At 73.2% G+C, this 18,244-nt stretch carries 10 protein-coding genes; 4 read left to right on the top strand and 6 right to left on the bottom strand.

Going from position 1 to position 18,244, the window contains the following annotated elements:
- Positions 1-17: 17 nt before the first annotated feature.
- On the top strand, positions 18-275 hold the full coding sequence (locus AB0C59_RS12220; protein ID WP_363003383.1) for a mycoredoxin: 258 nt from the start codon (positions 18-20) through the stop codon (positions 273-275).
- Between the two features lie 66 nt (positions 276-341).
- Here AB0C59_RS12220 and nudC read toward each other — a convergent pair whose 3' ends face one another.
- From nudC to AB0C59_RS12195, 5 genes are all read right to left on the bottom strand, one after another.
- Positions 342-1,283, bottom strand: a complete 942-nt coding sequence (gene nudC, locus AB0C59_RS12215; protein ID WP_363003381.1) for an NAD(+) diphosphatase — start codon at positions 1,281-1,283, stop codon at positions 342-344.
- A gap of 46 nt (positions 1,284-1,329) precedes the next feature.
- The gene (locus AB0C59_RS12210) at positions 1,330-2,766 is read right to left on the bottom strand and encodes a dipeptidase (protein ID WP_363003379.1); all 1,437 of its coding nucleotides are present in this window, start codon (positions 2,764-2,766) and stop codon (positions 1,330-1,332) included.
- Between the two features lie 10 nt (positions 2,767-2,776).
- Positions 2,777-6,322, bottom strand: a complete 3,546-nt coding sequence (locus AB0C59_RS12205; RefSeq protein ID WP_363003377.1) for an ATP-dependent DNA helicase — start codon at positions 6,320-6,322, stop codon at positions 2,777-2,779.
- A gap of 151 nt (positions 6,323-6,473) precedes the next feature.
- Positions 6,474-9,839, bottom strand: a complete 3,366-nt coding sequence (locus tag AB0C59_RS12200) for an ATP-dependent DNA helicase (protein WP_363003375.1) — start codon at positions 9,837-9,839, stop codon at positions 6,474-6,476.
- A gap of 327 nt (positions 9,840-10,166) precedes the next feature.
- Positions 10,167-10,553 (bottom strand): MGMT family protein, encoded by a 387-nt coding sequence (locus AB0C59_RS12195; RefSeq protein ID WP_363003373.1) that lies wholly within the window; start codon positions 10,551-10,553, stop codon positions 10,167-10,169.
- 186 nt (positions 10,554-10,739) lie between these two features.
- Between AB0C59_RS12195 and AB0C59_RS12190 the strand changes: the two genes are divergently transcribed.
- The 3 genes from AB0C59_RS12190 (at position 10,740) to AB0C59_RS12180 (ending at position 16,974) form a co-directional block, all read left to right on the top strand.
- Positions 10,740-13,511 carry a lysylphosphatidylglycerol synthase domain-containing protein gene (locus AB0C59_RS12190; RefSeq protein ID WP_363003371.1) on the top strand — a complete coding sequence of 924 codons (2,772 nt, stop codon included), beginning with the start codon at positions 10,740-10,742 and terminating at the stop codon, positions 13,509-13,511.
- A 170-nt stretch (positions 13,512-13,681) separates the two neighbouring features.
- Positions 13,682-15,247, top strand: a complete 1,566-nt coding sequence (locus AB0C59_RS12185; RefSeq protein ID WP_363003369.1) for an alpha/beta hydrolase — start codon at positions 13,682-13,684, stop codon at positions 15,245-15,247.
- A 194-nt stretch (positions 15,248-15,441) separates the two neighbouring features.
- The gene (locus AB0C59_RS12180) at positions 15,442-16,974 is read left to right on the top strand and encodes an alpha/beta hydrolase (protein WP_363003367.1); all 1,533 of its coding nucleotides are present in this window, start codon (positions 15,442-15,444) and stop codon (positions 16,972-16,974) included.
- A 51-nt stretch (positions 16,975-17,025) separates the two neighbouring features.
- Here AB0C59_RS12180 and moeZ read toward each other — a convergent pair whose 3' ends face one another.
- A complete protein-coding gene (moeZ, locus tag AB0C59_RS12175) occupies positions 17,026-18,204 on the bottom strand; it encodes an adenylyltransferase/sulfurtransferase MoeZ (protein ID WP_363003365.1) in 1,179 nt (392 codons plus the stop codon).
- Between the last annotated feature and the right edge of the window lie 40 nt (positions 18,205-18,244).

Below are 18,244 nucleotides of genomic sequence, written 5' to 3'. Positions count from 1 at the left end.
AAAGGAGCGCGACCGACATGTCGGGCACTGTGACGATGTACAGCACCACCTGGTGCGGCTACTGCCGTCGGCTGAAGAGTCAGCTGGACCGGGAGGGCATCACGTACAGCGAGATCAACATCGAGCAGGACCCGGAGTCCGCCGCGTTCGTGGAGAAGGCGAACGGCGGAAACCAGACGGTCCCCACCGTCCGGGTGACGCCCGCGAGCGGTGGCGACGAGGTCGTCATGACCAACCCCAGCCTCGCCCAGGTGAAGCAGGCTCTCGCCGCCTGACGCCTCCGCGGCGCCGCGCCCCCTCCGGTCGGTCGGGACCACCGGAGGGGGCCTCCTTTTTCCGTGTCAGACGCTTCTCGTCGGCAGGGGCTTGCCGTACCAGAGCTCGACCAGCCGGGCGGCGATGGAGATCCCGTACGGGGGCAGCATCTCCCCGGACTCGAACGCGGCGCCCAGTTCCTCGCGGGAGAACCAGCGGGCCTCGTGGATCTCGTCACCGTCGACGTCGATGTCGGTGGAGGTGGCGCGGGCGACGAAGCCGAGCATCAGGCTGGACGGGAAGGGCCAGGGCTGGCTGGCGACGTACTCGACCTCCCCGACCGTGATGCCCACCTCCTCGAAGACCTCGCGTCGCACCGACTGCTCGATGGACTCGCCCGGCTCGACGAAACCGGCGAGGGTCGAGAAGCGGCCCTCGGGCCAGTGCACCTGGCGGCCGAGGAGGATGCGGTCCTCGTCGTCCGTGACGGCCATGATCACCGCGGGGTCGGTGCGCGGGTAGTGCTCGGCGCCGCAGGCGGGACAGCGCCGGATGTGCCCGGCGGCGGCGATGACGGTGCGCTCGCCGCAACGGGAGCAGAAGCGGTGCAGGCGCTGCCAGTTCTCCAGGGCGACCGCGTGCACCATCAGGCCCGCGTCGCGCGGGGAGAGCAGCAGGCCCGCCTCACGCAGGCCCGCCGGGCGAGCGGACTGGTCCATGCGGCCCGGCAGGGCGTCCTTCTGGAGGGCGAAGTAGCTGGCGCCGTCCTCGTCGGTGCCGAGGAAGTAGCGGTGGGCCTCGGTGAGGGGCGCCTCGAAGGACGGGGTCATGACGAGTTCGGTCCGCCCGTCGGGCGTCTCGTCGATGAGGACCTGGCCGCCGGAGACCACGAAGCACCGGGTCGTGGGGTGGCTCCACGCCGCGGCCAGCCATGCCTCGTCGAGGCGGTGGTGGGCGGCACGGTCGATGCCGCTCGGAGCGGTGAGCGAGATGGGTCGATCGGCGGTGTGGTCGGTCCAGGTGGTCACGGTTGCTTCCAACTCCCCCGGTGCGGCGATGGTTTCGGCAGGCGGTTCAGCGGGACTCAGGGCTGGAGGGGGCCGGGTGCGACGGGCCCTGGGCGAGCCTCTCCCCCAGTTCGCCCCACAGGTACGCGGCGGTCTCGACGCCCTTGAAGAGAAGATCCAGTTCGACCTTCTCGTTCGGGGCGTGCCAGCCGTCGGACGGAATGGAGATGCCGAGGAACAGCACCGGCGCGCCGAGGACCTCCTGGAGGTCGGCGGCGGGTCCGGAGCCGCCCTCCCGGGTGAAGCGGACCGGCTGCTGGAAGGCGCGGCCCATGGCCCGCACGACGGACCGCAGGGCCGGGTGGTCCAGGGGCGTCAGGCACGGACGGGTGGCGGCGCCGAAGGTGATCTCGTGCCGGACGCCGGCGGGCAGCCGGTCGACGGCCCAGGCACGGACGGCCTTCTCGATGTGGTCGGGGTCCTGTCCGGCGACGAGCCGGAAGGAGAGCTTCACCGTCGCCGACGACGGAATGATCGTCTTGCTGCCGGGACCCTGGTAGCCGCCGCCGATGCCGTTGACCTCGGCGGTGGGGCGGGCCCAGATGCGCTCCAGCGTGGTGTGTCCCGCCTCGCCGTGGAGCGCGGTCGACTTCGCGGTCGCCAGCCACCGCTCCTCGTCGAAGGGCAGCTCGGCGAAGAGTTCGCGCTCCCGGTCGGTGAGCTCGGTGACGCCGTCGTAGAAGCCGGGGATCGCCACGCGCGCGTGCTCGTCGTGCAGCGCGGCCACCAGGCGGGCGGCCTCGGTGGCCGGGTTGGGCACGGCTCCGCCGAAGGACCCCGAGTGGATGTCCTGCCCGGGGCCGTGCAGGGTGATCTCGCATTCGGCCAGGCCTCGCATGCCGGTGCACACGGTGGGCGTCTCCGCGGACCACATGCCGGTGTCCGAGACGATCACGGCGTCGGCGCCGAGCCGGTCCGCGTTCCGCTCGACCAGGGTGCGGAAGTGCGGCGAGCCGGACTCCTCCTCCCCCTCGATCAGCAGCTTCAGGTGGACCGCGGGGGTGCTGCGACCGGTGGCGGCCAGGTGCGCGCGGACCCCGAGTGTGTGGAAGAACACCTGGCCCTTGTCGTCGGCGGCCCCGCGCGCGTAGAGGCGGCCGTCCCTGACGACCGGCTCGAAGGGGTCGCTGTCCCAGCCGTCCTCTCGGGCGGCGGGCTGCACGTCGTGGTGCCCGTAGACCAGGACGGTGGGTGCGCCCGGGTCGTCGCAGGGCCACTCGGCGAAGACGGCGGGGGCGCCGTCGGTCGGCCACACCTCGGCCGTGGGGAAGCCGGTCGCCAGGAGGGCAGATGCGAGCCACTCGGCGCTGCGCCGCACGTCCGCCCCGTGCTCGGGCTGGGCCGACACCGACGGGATGCGCAGCCATTCCACGAGGTCGTCGAGGAAGGCGGCACGGTGCTGGTCGATGTACGTGCGGACGGCACTGTCCGGGGTCGCGCTCATGCTCACGAGCCTATCGGCCCGCACCGACATCCTGGTCGGCCGGTTCCCGCCCGGAGGGATCGTCCAGCAGGAGCCGTTCCAGGCCGGCTCGGTCCGGCAGGCTCTCGGGGCGCACGACCTCGCCGCTGCGGACGTACAGGAACGCGGCCGAGACGGCTTCGAGGGGCACGCCCTGCTGCTCGGCCCAGGCGAGCCGGTACAGGGCGAGCTGAAGCGGGTCGCCGCTCCTGTGGTGGCCCGTCTTCCAGTCGACGATCTCGTACGCCGCGCCACCGCCGTCCCCGTCCCCGTCGGCCGTGCGGTAGACGGCGTCGATACGTCCGCGGACCACGCGCCCGGCGATGGCCAGCTGGAAGGGGACTTCGACCCGGTGGGGAGTGCGGTCGGCGTAGGAGGTGCGCTCGAAGGCGTCCTTGAGCGCCTCCAGGTCCCGCTCGTCGGCGATCTCCGCGTCGCCGCCGGGCAGGTCCTCCGGATCCAGCATGGGCAGCCGCAGCGCCTCGAAGCGTGCCTCCACCCAGGCGTGGAAGCGGGTGCCGCGGCGCGCGGCGGGTTGCGGAGGCCGTGGCATGGGGCGCGCGAGCTCCTGGGCGAATCCGTCGGGGTCGGCGGCCAGCCGCAGCACCTGGGACGCGGACAGCGACGGCGGCAGGGGGACGTCGGTGACGGCCGTGCGGGCCCGGAGCAGCTCCTGGGAGAGGGCGTCCAGGTCGCGGTCCCAGGAGGCGACGGTCCGGGACTCCTCGGGCGTGAGGCCGGGGGCCTCGTCCACGGGGCGGCGGGCGTGCGGGACGACCGGGGCGGCGTCGCCCGTCCCGGACCGGGTGTACGTCTCGGGCTCGTCGTAGGGATCCGGTCCGTCGTACAGCTCGGACTCGTCGTACGTCTCAGGCTCGTCGTACGGATCCGGTCCGTCGTACGTCTCGGGCCCGCCGTACGCCTCGGGATCGTCGTAGGGGTCGTCCTCGTCCGGCGGTGGCGGCCACTCGGGGTCCTCGTGCGCGAGGACGTCCTGGAGGGCCGCGGGATCGGTGCCGTCGGGCGCTCCGGGCGGCACGGGAGCGTCCAGGTGGGCCAGTACCGCCTCCGCGGCGGCGCGGCGGCGGGCGAGCGCCGTCGCGTCCAGCGGGAGCGGCCAGGCGTGGTCGCCGGTGGCCTGGCGCAGTGCCGGGTTCTCCTCGTCCTCGCCCGGCTCGTCGGCCCATGCCTCGATCTCGCCGTACCCCGCGGCGCAGTGATCATGGAGGGCGAGCAGGAAGTCCGAGGGCCCGCGGGCGCGCTTCTGCGCGGGGCCCCACCAGTGGCCGGAGCCGAGGAGCAGGGACCGGGGGCGGGTGAAGGCGACGTAGCCGAGGCGCAGTTCCTCGGTGTGCTGGTGCTCCTTCATGGCCTCGTGGAACGACTTCAGGCCCCGTGAGTCCCAGGTCTCGACGTCGGGAAGCGTGTCGGTGTCGCCGCGCAGGGCGTGGGGCAGCACCTTGCCCTGCGCGGTCCACTTCTCGCGGCCCTGCGCGCTCGGGAAGGTGCCGGTGACCAGCCCGGGCACCGCGACCACGTCCCACTCCAAGCCCTTCGACCGATGGGCCGTGAGCACCTTGACGGTGTTCTCGCCGCCGGGCAGGGCGTTGTCGAGGCCCTTCTCGTACTGGGCGGCGGTGCGCAGGAAGCCGAGGAAGGCCAGCAGCCCGGCGTCCTGGTCGCCCGCCGCGAAGGAGGCGGCGATGTCCAGGAAGTTGGACAGCGTCTCCCTGCGGCGGGCGGCCAGCGCGTGCGGGGAGGCGGACAGCTCCACCTCGAGTCCGGTGACGGCGAGGACCCTGTGCAGGACGTCCATCAAGGGATCGGCGAGGGAACGGCGCAGTTCGCGCAGCTCGGTGGCGAGGCGGGCGAACCGTACCCGCGCGTCGGGCGAGAAGGGCAGCCCGTCGTCGTCCGCGTCGGGCTCCATCGGCAGGTCGACGAAGGTGTCCAGGGCGTCCGCGAGCGAGATCACCTCCGACGGGTCGACACCCTCGACGGCCGCCGCGAGCCTGCGGTCCGCGTCCTCGTCGTCCCCCGCGCGCGCGGGGGAGACGAGCAGCCTGGCGCGCCGGCCCAGCAGGGCGAGGTCGCGGGCTCCGATGCGCCAGCGCGGGCCGGTGAGCAGGCGGACCAGGGAGGCGTTGGCCCCGGGGTCCTGGAGCACCTCGCAGACGGCGACGAGGTCGGCCACCTCGGGCAGGTGCAGCAGACCCGACAGGCCCACGACCTCCACCGGGACGTCGCGCGCGACGAGCGCGCCCTGGATCTCGGCGAAGTCGGTCGCGGTGCGGCACAGCACCGCGATCTCGCCGGGCGCGGTGCCGGTGCGCACCAGGTGGGCGAGGGAGTCCGCGATCCAGTCGATCTCCTCGGCGTGGGTGCGCAGCAGGGCGCAGTGGATCCGTCCGTCGTACTCGGCGCCCGGGGCCGGTCGGAGGGCCTCCACGCCCGCGTGCATCGCGCGCAGGGGCTCGGCGAGGCCGTTGGCGAGTTCGAGGAGGCGGCCGCCGCTGCGCCGGTTCTCGCTGAGCGCCTGGCGGGCCGCAGGGCGGCCGTCGGCGCCCGGGAAGTGCTCGGGGAAGTCGTCCAGGTTGGCGACGGAGGCGCCGCGCCAGCCGTAGATGGCCTGGCAGGGGTCGCCGACGGCGGTGACCGGGTGGCCGGTGCCACCGCCGAACAGCCCCGAGAGCAGGACCCGCTGGGCGACCGAGGTGTCCTGGTACTCGTCGAGCAGGACCACACGGAACTCCTCGCGCAGGACGCGCCCCACCTCGGGCATGTGGGCGAGGGTGGCGGAGAGGGCGATCTGGTCGCCGAAGTCGAGCAGATCGCGCTCCCGCTTGGCTGCGCGGTAGTGGCCGACCAGCTCGGCCAGCTCGCGGCGGGCGGCGGCCGTCTCGGGCACCTTGCGCAGGTCGGCGTTGCTGAGCCGGACACCCGCCAGGGTGCGCAGCAGTTCGGCGTCGTAGGCGCGCAGCTGTTCGGGCCGTACGAGATGCTCGGCCAGCTCGGAGTCCAGGGCGAGGAGGTCGCCGACGAGATCCGGGAAGGAGCGGGTCAGTGCCGGGTAGGGGCCGGGGGCGGCCCGCAGCACGCGCGCGGCCAGCTGGAAGCGGGTGGCGTCGGCGAGCAGGCGCGCGGTCGGCTCCAGGCCGATGCGCAGGCCGTGGTCGCTCAGCAGCCGGCCCGCGAAGGCGTGGTACGTGGAGATCACCGGTTCGCCGGGCGGGTTGTCCGGGTCGATGACGTCCGGGTCGGTGATGCCGGCCTTGACGAGCGCCTTGCGGACCCGCTCGGCCAGTTCGCCCGCCGCCTTGTTGGTGAAGGTCAGGCCGAGGACCTGCTCCGGGGCGACCTGGCCGGTGCCGACGAGCCACACCACGCGGGCCGCCATCACGGTGGTCTTGCCCGAGCCGGCTCCGGCCACGATCACGTGCGGGGCGGGCGGTGCGGTGATGCAAGCCGTCTGCTCCGGGGTGAACGGGATGCCGAGGAGCTCTTTGAGCTGCTCGGGGTCGGTGAGAGGGGCGGGCACGTCGAAGAGGCTAGCGGCGGCCACCGACAGCGGGTGCCGTACCGCCTGCCGTGCGGAAGGAACCGCTGGTCAGCGTCCGTGGTGCGGTGCGTCACACGCACCTGAGCCACATGACTGAGCCATGTGTCCGAACTCCTGACCCGTCCGTCCGTCACTCCACCACGTGACGGCCCTCGGGCCGCGCGCTGCAGGAGGCGCGGAAGGCGCAGTGCCCGCAGTGCTGACCGGTGGTCGGCGAGAAGCGCTCGTCGAGGACCTTGCCCGCGGCGGTGGCCAACAGGTCGCCGACCCACTCCCCCGCAAGGGGTTCCTGGGCCTGGACCTTGGGCAGGGCCTCACCGCCGTCCTTCTTGGCGGCGCCCTGCCTCAGGTGCACGAGTTCGGCGCCGCCGGGCTCGGGGCGCCGGTCGCCGAAGGCGTCGTCGACGGCGCCCTCGCGCAGGGCGAGCTGGTACACGGCGAGCTGCGGGTGCCGCTCCACCTCCGCGGAGCTGGGGGCCTGTTTGCCGGTCTTGAAGTCGACCACGTAGGCGCGGCCCCGGTCGTCCGTCTCGACGCGGTCCATGGATCCGCGGACGCGGACCTGGTACCCGCCCGCTTCCAGGGTCACGTCGAAGTCCTGCTCGCTCGCCACCGGTGTGCGTCCGGCGCGGTCGGCGACATGCCAGCTCAGGAAGCGTTCGAGCGCCGCGCGCGCGTTGTCCCGCTCCTGCGCGGACTTCCACGGCGCGTCGAAGGCCAGCGCGTTCCACACCGAGTCGAGCCGCTCCATGAGGACGTCGAGGTCGGCCGCGGTCCGGCCGGAGGCCACCTCGTCGGCGAGCACGTGCACCACGTTGCCGAAGCCCTGGGCGGCGGTCGCGGGGGCGTCGGCCTTCACCTCCCGGCCCAGGAACCACTGCAGGGCGCAGGTGTTCGCGAGCTGGTCCAGGGCGCTGCCGGACAGGGTGACGGGGCGGTCCCGGTCGCGCAGCGGGACCTTGCTCTCGGTCGGGTCCCACATGCCCCACCAGCGGTAGGGGTGCGCGGAGGGCACCAGGGGCCGGCCGTCCTCGTCGGCGAGTGCCGCGAGCCGGGCCAGCCGTTGGGCGGCGGCCCGCCGGAGCGGTTCGGACACGCGGGGGTCGACGGTCGTGGCGCGCAGTTCGGCCACGAGCGCGGTCACGGACAGCGGGCGACGCGGGCGGCTGGTGACGTCCCTGGGTTCCACGCCGAGTTCCGTGAGGAAGCGCGAGGGCTGGTCGCCGTCGTCGGCGGGCGCCTTCACGGCGGTGACGACCAGGCGCTCGCGCGCGCGGGTGCAGGCGACGTAGAACAGGCGCCGTTCCTCGGCCAGCAGCGCGCCGGGGGTGAGGGGTTCGGCGAGTCCGTCCCGGCCGATGCGGTCCGCCTCCAGCAGGGATCCGCGGCGGCGCAGGTCGGGCCACAGCCCCTCCTGGACGCCCGCGACGACCACCAGGCGCCATTGCAGGCCCTTGGAGCGGTGCGCGGTCATCAGGCGTACGGCGTCGGGGCGCAGGGCCCGCCGGGTGAGCGTGTCGGCGGCGATGTCCTGGGCCTCGATCTCCTCCAGGAAGTTCAGGGCGCCCCGTCCGCCGGTGCGTTCCTCGGCGCGCGCGGCGGTCGCGAACAGGGCGCACACGGCGTCCAGGTCGCGGTCCGCGTTGCGCCCGGCCGCGCCGCCCCGCCGGGAGGCGCCCTCCAGGCGCTTGGGCCAGGGCGTGCCGTCCCACAGGGCCCACAGCGCCTCCTCGGCCGTGCCGCCGCCCGCGAGGCGCTGGGCCGCCTCGCGCAGCAGCGCGCCCAGGCGCTGGGCCCCCCGCGCGTACGCCGGGTCGTGGGCCACCAGCCGCTCCGGCTCGGCCAGCGCCCGCGCGAGCAGTTCGCTGGAGGGTGGCGGCACGGTGTTGCCGGCGGCCCTCTCCTCGTCCCGCAGCGCGCGGCCGAGGCGGCGCTGATCGGTGGCGTCCATGTGGGCCAGCGGCGAGGCGAGCAGGGTGAGCGCGGTCTCGGTGTCGAGCCACGGCTCGGGGGCGCCCGCCCGCTGCGGAGCCGCCGTGTCCGGCGTCCGGGACCCGGGCGTGTCGGGTGGGCCCGGCTCCGGGCTGCCGGCGCTCATGTCCTCCGCCGCCGACGCCGCCGCGCGCAGGGCCGTCAGCAGCGGGGTCACCGCCGGTTCGTGGCGCAGGGGCAGGTCGTCGCCGTCGATGTCCAGGGGCACCCCGGCGGCCGTCAGGGCACGGCGGACCGCCGGGATGGTGCGGGCCCCGGCGCGCACCAGGACGGCCATCTCCCCCCACGGCACGCCGTCCTCCAGGTGGGCGCGGCGCAGGATGTCGGCGACGGTGTCGGTCTCCGCGCCGGACGTGGGGCAGGTGAGCACCTCGACGCGGCCGCCGTCGTGTACCGCCGTGAGGTCGCGGTGCGCCCGGACCCGCTCCGCCGGAAGCCGGGTCAGGGGCATGCGCCGGGTCAGGAGCCGGGTGGCGGTCAGCAGGGCGGCGCCGGAGCGTCGGGAGGTCCGCAGGACCTCCACGGGGGCGGGGGTCCCGTCGGCGCGCGGGAAGTCGCGGGGGAAGTCCAGGATGCCGCCCACGTCGGCGCCCCGGAAGGCGTAGATCGACTGGTCGGGGTCGCCCAGGGCCACCAGGGTGCGGCCGCCTCCGGCGAGCGCGTCGAGGAGGCGCACCTGCGCGGCGTCGGTGTCCTGGTACTCGTCCACGTAGACCGCGTCGTAGCGGGCCGCCAGCTGGTCGGCGAGAAGGGGGCGGCGGGCCAGCAGCACCGCGCGGTGGACCAGCTCCGCGTAGTCGATCACCCCCTGGAGGTCCAGGACGTCCAGGTACTCGGCCAGGAAGGCGGAGGCGGCCTGCCAGTCCGGGCGGCCGATGCGCTCGGCGAAGCGGCGCAGGGCGTCCGGGCCGAGGCCGAGCTCACGGGTGCGGGCGAGCACGGCGCGGACCTCGTCGGCGAAGCCCCGGGTGGTCAGGCAGGCCCGCAGTTCGTCGGGCCACCGCACCGAGGCCAGGCCCAGGCGCTCCAGCTCCGGCTGCCCGGCGAGCAGCTCGCGCACGGTCAGGTCCTGCTCGGGGCCGGACAGCAGGCGCAGCGGCTCCACGAACAGCTCGCTGTCCTGGTGGGCGCGGACCAGGGCGTAGCAGAAGGAGTGGAACGTGGTGGCCTGGGGCGCGTGTGCCGCTCCGGCGCGCAGGGCCATCCGGTCGCGCAGGTCCACGGCCGCCCGGCGGCTGAACGTCAGCACCAGGATGCGCTCCGGGTCGGCGCCTCGGGCGACACGGGCGGCGACGGACTCGACGAGCGTGGTGGTCTTGCCGGTGCCGGGGCCCGCGAGGACGAGCAGCGGACCGGCCTCGTGATCAACCACGGCGCGCTGGGCCGCGTCCAGCTGAGGGGGTTCGACGCGGGCGGGCGGTGTGCGGACCAGTCGGTAAGCGCCGCGGCTCGCCCGCCGCACCTGGGGGTGCGGCGGGCGCCTGGTGGAGAAGGAGGAGCTCACGTGGTTCGCCGGTCCTGGTGGTCGTACTCGGGTGGGTGCGATGTCCGCGCGGGGCGGCGCCGACATCGGGGGCGGGGGTCCGGCGGCGGCTCGCCGGCCCGCCCCGCGGGGTGTCCCGCGCCGAGGAGGACGCGCGCCGTCGACGCGGCGCCCCCGCGAGCCGCGGCGGCGGGGTGTCCGCCCCGCCCGGCCGGGTCGCCGCACGCGTCGTGCCCGCCGGGCCGCTCCTGGCCCCCACCGCACGAACGTACGGCATCGCGCCGAGGTGCCGCTCGTCCCCCGTACGAGCCAGGGGGTGCCCTGCGCCACACCCGGTGCCGGAAGCTGTCAGATGTGCCCCTCCGCGCGTTCACCGCCGTCCCACCGGGCCCGCCGCATGTCGATGCGCGGCAGATGGCCCTCGGAGGCGTGAGAGGCCTCACGCAGCGGGGTGCCCTCCTCGCGGTAGTGGTCCAGCGCCCGCAGCTCGTGCCCGGGCAGCAGCACGCCGTCCGCCCGCACGACACGCCACCAGGGCACCGCGCCGCCGTAGAGAGCCATCGCACGGCCCACCTGGCGCGGGCCGCCCTCCTCCAGCCACTCGGCCACGTCGCCGTACGTCATGACGCGCCCGGAGGGAATGTTCTCGGCCACATCAAGGATCCGTTCCGCGTACTCCGGCAGGGCGTGCGCGTACTCCGGCAGGGCGTCTGTCGGAAGGCTCTCCTCGCTCATCCGCCCCATCCTGCCCCACCCCACCGACAATGTGAGGTGAGAGTGGCCGTGCGTATGCCTCGCCCCGAAGCAGCGCTTCGGGCAGACTGTGCGCCCCCGCATTTGCACCCTGATGCCCCCGTGTGTCGGGTGGACATGCCACCATCGTGCGGGCGGTGACTGGTGATACGAGATCAAGAAGAGACGATGAAGCAGCAGGGTGTGCGTCCCGACGGTGCGGAGGGCACCTCCGCGGGTTCGTCGCGCCCTGACACCGCCGACGGCGGCCGCAAGGCGGGCGACCGCGAGAGCGACACGCCGCCGGGCGGCGCCGACGAGCACCGCGCGGACGCCCACAGCGACGCCGTCGAGGGCGACGAGCCGCTGCTCCCCGCGCGCGTGCACCGCCCTTCGGACCTGATGCGCCTGCTGGTGGGCGTGCTGTCGATCGCGGTGCTCCTCGCGATCGCCGCGTTCGCGCACGGCACCACGTCGGGACTCGAACAGGACATCAACAAGGGCACCGGCCAGGCACCCGATCTGCTGATCAAGCTCGCCGGCCTGGCGTCCAGCATCGCGATCCTGCTGGTGCCGGTCGCCTTCGCCATCGAGCGGCTGATCAAGCGGGACGGGCTGCGCATCGCCGACGGCGTCCTCGCGGCGGTACTCGCCCACGGCGTGACGCTCGCCACCGACCTGTGGGTGGCCAAAGCCGCCCCGCCGTCCATCCAGGACGCGCTGACCCAGCCCTCCCCCGGCGACATCCACGCCCTGACCGACCCCGTGCACGGCTACCTCGCACCCGTCATCGCCTATATGACGGCCGTGGGCATGTCCCGCAGACCCCGCTGGCGGGCCGTGCTGTGGGTGGTCCTCCTGCTCGACGCCTTCTCGATGCTGGTCACCGGCTACACGACCCCCTTCTCGATCATCCTGACGGTGCTGATCGGCTGGAGCGTCGCCGCCGGAACGCTCTACGCGGTCGGCTCACCCAACGTGCAGCCCACGGGGCGGACCCTGATGGCCGGGCTGCGCACCGTCGGCTTCCGCCCCGTCAGCGCGGCGCGCGAGGACGTGCCCGACACCGCAGACGGCGGCGACCGCGGCCGACGCTACTTCGTCACCCTGGAGGACGGCGCGCCCCTCGACGTGACCGTCGTGGACCGTGAGCAGCAGGCCCAGGGGTTCTTCTACCGCGTGTGGCGGCGGCTGACGCTGCGCGGCATCACCACCCGCAGCAGCCTGCAGTCGCTGCGCCAGGCCCTGGAGCAGGAGGCGCTCCTGGCGTACGCGGCCATCGCGGCCGGCGCCAACGCGCCGAAGCTGATCGCGACCTCCGAGCTCGGCCCCGACGCCGTGATGCTCGTCTACGAGCACACCGGCGGCCGGACGCTGGACCAGCTCGCCGACGACGAGATCACGGACGAGCTGCTGCACGACACCTGGCACCAGGTGCGCGCCCTGCAGTCCCGGCGCATCGCGCACCGCCGCCTCGCCGGTGACGCCATCGTGGTGGACCCCTCCGGCAGCCTCGTCCTGACGGACCTGCGCAACGGCGAGATCGCGGCCGGTGACCTGGTGCTGCGCATGGACATCGCCCAGCTCCTGGCAACGCTCGGGCTGCGGGTCGGTGCCGAGCGCGCGGTCGCGTCCGCCGTCGGTGTCCTCGGCCCGGACGCGGTCGCCGACTGCCTGCCCCTGCTGCAGCCCATCGCGCTGACCCGCTCCACGCGCGCGACGCTCAGGAAACTGGCCCGGCAGCGGGCCGAGCGGGAGCGGGAGGCGGTCCTGGAGGCGTCGCGCCAGACCAAGGCCGCACGGTCGCAGGAGAGCGGCGACGAGCCCGAGACCTCCGTCGAGCAGCGGAACAAGGCCGAGAAGCAGACCAAGCCGGACAAGAAGGCCGCTCGTGCCGAGCAGCGGGCGGAGAAGCGCGCGCTCGACGAGGCTCTCGACGAGGCGCGGGAGGAGGACCTGCTCACCCAGATCCGCCACCAGGTGCTGCGGATCCGGCCGCAGGCCCCGGTGGAGCCGGCCCGGCTGGAGCGGGTGCGGCCGCGCACGCTGATCAGTTTCATCGCCGGCGCCATCGGCGCGTACTTCCTGCTGACGCAGCTCACCCACATCGAGTTCGGCACGCTCTTCGCCCACGCCGAGTGGGGCTGGGTCGCGGCGGCCGCGCTCTTCTCCGCGTTCAGCTATGTCGCGGCGGCGATGGCGCTGCTGGGCTTCGTGCCCGAGCGGGTGCCGTTCTGGCGCACCGTGGCGGCGCAGGTCGCCGGGTCGTTCGTGAAGATCGTGGCCCCCGCGGCGGTCGGCGGTGTCGCGCTCAACACGCGCTTCCTCCAGCGCGCGAAGGTGCGGCCGGGCCTCGCGGTGGCCAGCGTCGGCGCGTCGCAGCTGTTCGGGCTCGGCTGCCACATCCTGATGCTGCTGTCGTTCGGCTATCTCACGGGAACCGAGAAGACCCCGTCCCTGTCGCCGTCCCGCACGGTCATCGCCGGTCTGCTCACGGTCGCGGTGCTCGTCCTGGTGGTGACGTCGGTGCCGTTCCTGCGCAAGTTCGTGTCCACGCGCGTCAGGTCGCTGTTCGCGGGTGTCGTACCGCGCATGCTCGATGTGCTGCAACGGCCGCAGAAGCTGGTCACGGGCATCGGCGGCATGCTGCTGCTCACCGCCTCGTTCGTGATGTGCCTGGACGCCTCCATCCGCGCCTTCGGACACGAGGAGCCGACCACGCTCAGCCTGGCGAGCGTCGCGGTGGTCTTCCTCGCGGGCAACGCCCTCGGTTCCGCCGCGCCCACGCCCGGCGGTGTGGGCGCGGTCGAAGCGACCCTGACGGTCGGCCTGATCGCCGTGGGCCTGCCCAAGGAGGTCGCGGCGCCCGCCGTGCTGCTGTACCGGCTGATGACGCTGTGGCTGCCGGTCCTTCCGGGCTGGCTGTTCTTCAACCACCTCACCCGCAAGGGCGCCCTGTAGGGCGCCCGCGGCGCGGGCACCGCGCGCGCCGCGGGAGCCGACCGACGGCCGTCGCACGCGGGTGCGGAGAGCAGTCCGCGCGCAACGCGACACGCGACCCGGGGCAGGGGACTCACCCGCACGGACCTTGTCCCGGAGCGCGCCACGCCGGACGACCGCACGATGGGGGCATGCCGAACCCTCTCCGGATCCGCGCCCTTTCCGTGGCCGCCACCGCCGCCGTCGTGTCCCCCTTCCTGACGGGTTGCGCCACCGCGACCTCGGACGGCGTGGACCTCTCGCCCCCGACGCTGGACCTGTCCCACCAGAGGCTCACCTGGACGGACTGCCCGGCGCCGTCCGAGGCGGAAGGGGGCGGCAGCGCCCCCGCGCCGCTGCCCGACGGCGGCCGTTGGCAGTGCGCCACCATGAAGGCGCCGCTGAACTGGAACAACCCGAGCGGCCCCACGATCGGCATCGCGCTGATCCGGGCGAAGGCGAGCGGGCCACCCAGCCGGCGCATAGGCTCGCTCATCTTCAACTTCGGCGGCCCCGGCGGCTCCGGCGTCAGCGCGCTGCCCGCCTTCGCCCAGGACTACTCGACCCTGCGCACCCGCTACGACCTGGTCAGCTTCGACCCGCGCGGAGTCGGCCGCAGCGCGCCCGTGCTCTGCGAGACGGACAAGCAGCTCGACACGTTCTTCCAGCAGGACGCGACGCCCGACACCCCGGCCGAGCAGCGGACGTATCTGAGCAACACCAAGAACTTCAACAACGCCTGCCAGGCGCGCTCCGGCAAGGTGCTGCCGCATGTGCGCACCACCGACGCGGCCCGCGACATGGACCTGATGCGCCAGGTGCTCGGCGACACCAAGCTGCACTACTTCGGCATCTCGTACGGCACCGAACTCGGCGGCGTCTACGCGCACCTGTTCCCCCACAACGTCGGGCGGGCCGTGCTCGACGCGGTCGTCGACCCGACCGAGGACCCCGTCGAGAGCTCCCTGGGCCAGGCCAAGGGGTTCCAGCTGGCGCTCGACAACTACGCCAAGGACTGCGTCTCGCACGCGGGATGCCCGGTCGGCACGACGAAGAGCGACGTGGAGAGCCGGATCGCCAAGCTGCTGAAGAGCCTGGACACCAAGCCGCTGCCGGGCGTCTACCCGCGCAGGCTGACCCAGACCGCGGCGACCAACGGCATCGCCGAGGCCCTGTACTCCAAGGACTTCTGGCCCTACCTCACCGCGGCTCTGCAGCAGGCGTACGCCGGCGACGGCAAGGTGCTGATGCTGCTGTCGGACTCGCTGAACGGACGCAGCGAGAACGGCCAGTACAGCAACCTCATCCCCGCCAACATCGCCATCAACTGCGCGGACCAGAAGCCCCGGTACACCATCGCGGACGTGAAGGCGAGGCTGCCGCGGTTCCGCGCCGCCTCCCCGCTGTTCGGCGACTACCTGGGCTGGGGCCTGCTCAGCTGCGCCGGCTGGCCGGTACAGGGGGCCTGGGACCATCCGACCGTGAGCGCGCCCGGTGCCGCCCCGATCCTGGTGGTCGGCAACACCGGCGACCCGGCCACCCCGTACGAGGGCGCGGCGAGGATGGTGCAGGCGCTGGGCAAGGGAGTCGGCGTCGAGCTGACGTACAAGGGCCAGGGGCACGGCTCCTACGACAGCGGGGACAAGTGCGTGCAGAACGCCGTCAACGGCTACCTGCTGAACGGCAAGGTCCCCTCGACGGGCGCCGTCTGCACCTAGCAGACGCGGCCCCCGCTCCGGCCGGACCGCCCTCGCGGCCGGAGCGGCGGACGGCGGCGATCGCCGCGACGATCACCGGAAAAAGCGCAGTTCAGCAGGTTTTCCACAGGTGAAGATGGGCTCGGTTCGATCTGTCTACCATGGCCTGACTGCTTCCCGCCGATCCGACCGGGGAGCGCGTCAGGGGGGTCACTATGTCACGTTTCGCTCGAAGCGCCGCCGCGGTAGCCGCGGCGCTGTTGATGACCGGCTGCGGCAGCGGTGCGTCCGGCGCGGGGCAGGACGACGCGAAGGGCGGGGCCCGCTCGCACGCGGCGTCACCGACCGCGGTCTCGGGGCTGCCGTCCTCGCTCACCGCGCAGAAGCTCCGCTGGGGCCGCTGCACAGGCGCGTCGGCGCCGGGCGGCGGCTGGCAGTGCGCGACCATGAAGGTGCCGCTGGACTGGTCGAAGCCGGACGGCGAGACGATCGGCCTGGCGTTGATCCGCTCCCAGGCGACCGGGGGCCGGCGCATCGGGTCGCTCCTGTTCAACTTCGGCGGCCCCGGCGGTTCCGGTGTCTCGGCCCTGCCCTCGTACGCGAGCACGGCCACCCGACTCCACGCGCGCTACGACCTCGTCAGCTGGGATCCCCGCGGTGTCGGGGCGAGCGAGGGAATCCGCTGCCGCGACGACAAGGCCGTCAAGGCCGCCGAGCCCCTCGACGCGACACCGGACGACGCCGCCGAGGAGAAGGCGTACCTCGACGACGCCGCCGACTTCGGCAAGGGCTGCGCAAAGGCCGCGGGCAGGCTGATCTCCCATGTCTCGACGACCGACACCGCACGCGACATGGATCTGATGCGCCAGGTCCTCGGCGACACGACGATGCACTACTTCGGCATCTCCTACGGCACCGAACTCGGCGGTGTCTACGCGCACCTGTTCCCGAAGCACGTGGGCCGTGCGGTGCTGGATGCCGTGGTGGACCCGACCGCCGACAGCGTCGGCCACGCGAAGAACCAGGCCCGCGGCTTCCAGCGCGCGCTGGACGACTACCTGAGGTCGACCGGGCAGGACCCGAAGAAGGGCTCCCGGAAGATAGCGGCCCTGCTGAAGCGACTCGACGCCAAGCCGCTCACCACTGCGTCGGGACGCAAGCTCACCCAGTCCCTGGCCGTCACCGGCGTCGTCCTCCCGCTGTACAGCAGGGACAGCTGGCCCGCGCTCACCGTCGCGCTGCAGTCGGCCGAGGCGGGTGACGGCTCCGCGCTGCTGAGGCTGGCCGACGGCTACAACGAGCGGGACGCCGCGGGGCACTACGGCACCACGACGCATTCCCAGCGGGCCATATCGTGCCTGGACGACAAGCAGCGGCCGACGGCCCGTGAGGTGAAGGAGCTGCTGCCGGAGTTCGAGAGGATCTCCCCCGTGTTCGGCGCCTTCCTGGACTGGGACACGGCCGGCTGGTGCCACGACTGGCCGGTGGCCGGTCAGTTCGACCACCCGGAGGTCAGCGCTCCCGGCGCGGCCCCCGTGCTCGTGGTCGGCAACACCGGGGACCCGGCGACCCCGTACGAGGGCGCGCGGAAGATGGCCGACGGACTCGGCAAGGGCGTCGGCGTCGAACTGACCTGGAAGGGGGAGGGTCACGGGGCGTACGGCAGCGGCAGTGACTGCGTGGACTCGGCGGTCGACGCCTACCTGCTGGACGGAAAGGCCCCGAAGGACGGCGCTGTGTGCTCCTGACACGGCCGCCGGTGGGCCGCGGAGTCGCTCCGCGTCCCACCGGAGGGGTGGTCAGTACACCGGCTTGTCCGGCTCGATCTGGTTGACCCAGCCGATCACTCCGCCGCCCACGTGGACCGCGTCCGCGAAGCCGGCCGACTTCAGGACGGCGAGGACCTCCGCACTGCGGACACCCGTCTTGCAGTGCAGGACGATCTTCTTGTCCTGGGGAAGGCTCTCCAGGGCGGTGCCCAGCAGGAACTCGTTCTTCGGGATCAGCCGGGCGCCGGGGATGGCGACGATCTCGTACTCGTTCGGCTCGCGGACATCGATGATCTCGATGTTCTCGCCGTCGTCGATCCACTCCTTGAGCTGCTTGGGAGTGATCGTCGAACCGGCCGCCGCCGCCTGGGCCTCCTCGGAGACGACACCGCAGAAGGCCTCGTAGTCGATGAGCTCCGTGACGGTCGGGTTCTCGCCGCAGATCGCGCAGTTCGGGTCCTTGCGGACCTTGACCTGGCGGTACTGCATCTCCAGGGCGTCATAGATCATCAGCCGGCCGACCAGCGGCTCGCCGGTGCCGGTGAGGACCTTGATCGCCTCGGTGACCTGGATGGAGCCGATGGACGCGCACAGCACGCCGAGGACGCCGCCCTCGGCGCAGGAGGGGACCATGCCCGGCGGCGGGGGCTCCGGGTAAAGGCAGCGGTAGCAGGGGCCGTGCTCGGACCAGAAGACGGAGGCCTGGCCGTCGAAGCGGTAGATCGAACCCCACACGTAGGGCTTGTTCAGCAGCACGCACGCGTCGTTGACCAGGTACCGGGTCGCGAAGTTGTCCGTGCCGTCGACGATCAGGTCGTACTGGCTGAAGATGTCCATCACGTTGTCGGCCTCGAGCCGCTCTTCGTGCAGGATCACGTCCACGTACGGGTTGATGCCCTTGACCGAGTCGCGCGCGGACTCGGCCTTGGACCGGCCGATGTCGGACTGGCTGTGGATGATCTGACGCTGCAGGTTCGACTCGTCGACCTCGTCGAACTCCACGATGCCGAGCGTTCCCACACCGGCCGCGGCGAGGTACATCAGCGCCGGCGAGCCCAGTCCGCCGGCGCCCACACACAGCACCTTCGCGTTCTTCAGCCGCTTCTGCCCGTCCATCCCGACGTCGGGGATGATCAGGTGGCGGGAGTACCTGCGAACCTCGTCTACGGTGAGCTCGGCGGCCGGCTCGACCAGGGGTGGCAGCGACACGGGGACTCCGTTGGTCGGTCAAACACTACGGTTGTTCTCT

The sequence above is a fragment of the Streptomyces sp. NPDC048664 genome (assembly GCF_040650555.1).
Taxonomy (GTDB): Bacteria; Actinomycetota; Actinomycetes; order Streptomycetales; family Streptomycetaceae; genus Streptomyces.
The sequence above is the reverse complement of the archived record's forward strand: the minus strand, read 5'-3'. Positions and strand labels throughout refer to the sequence as shown.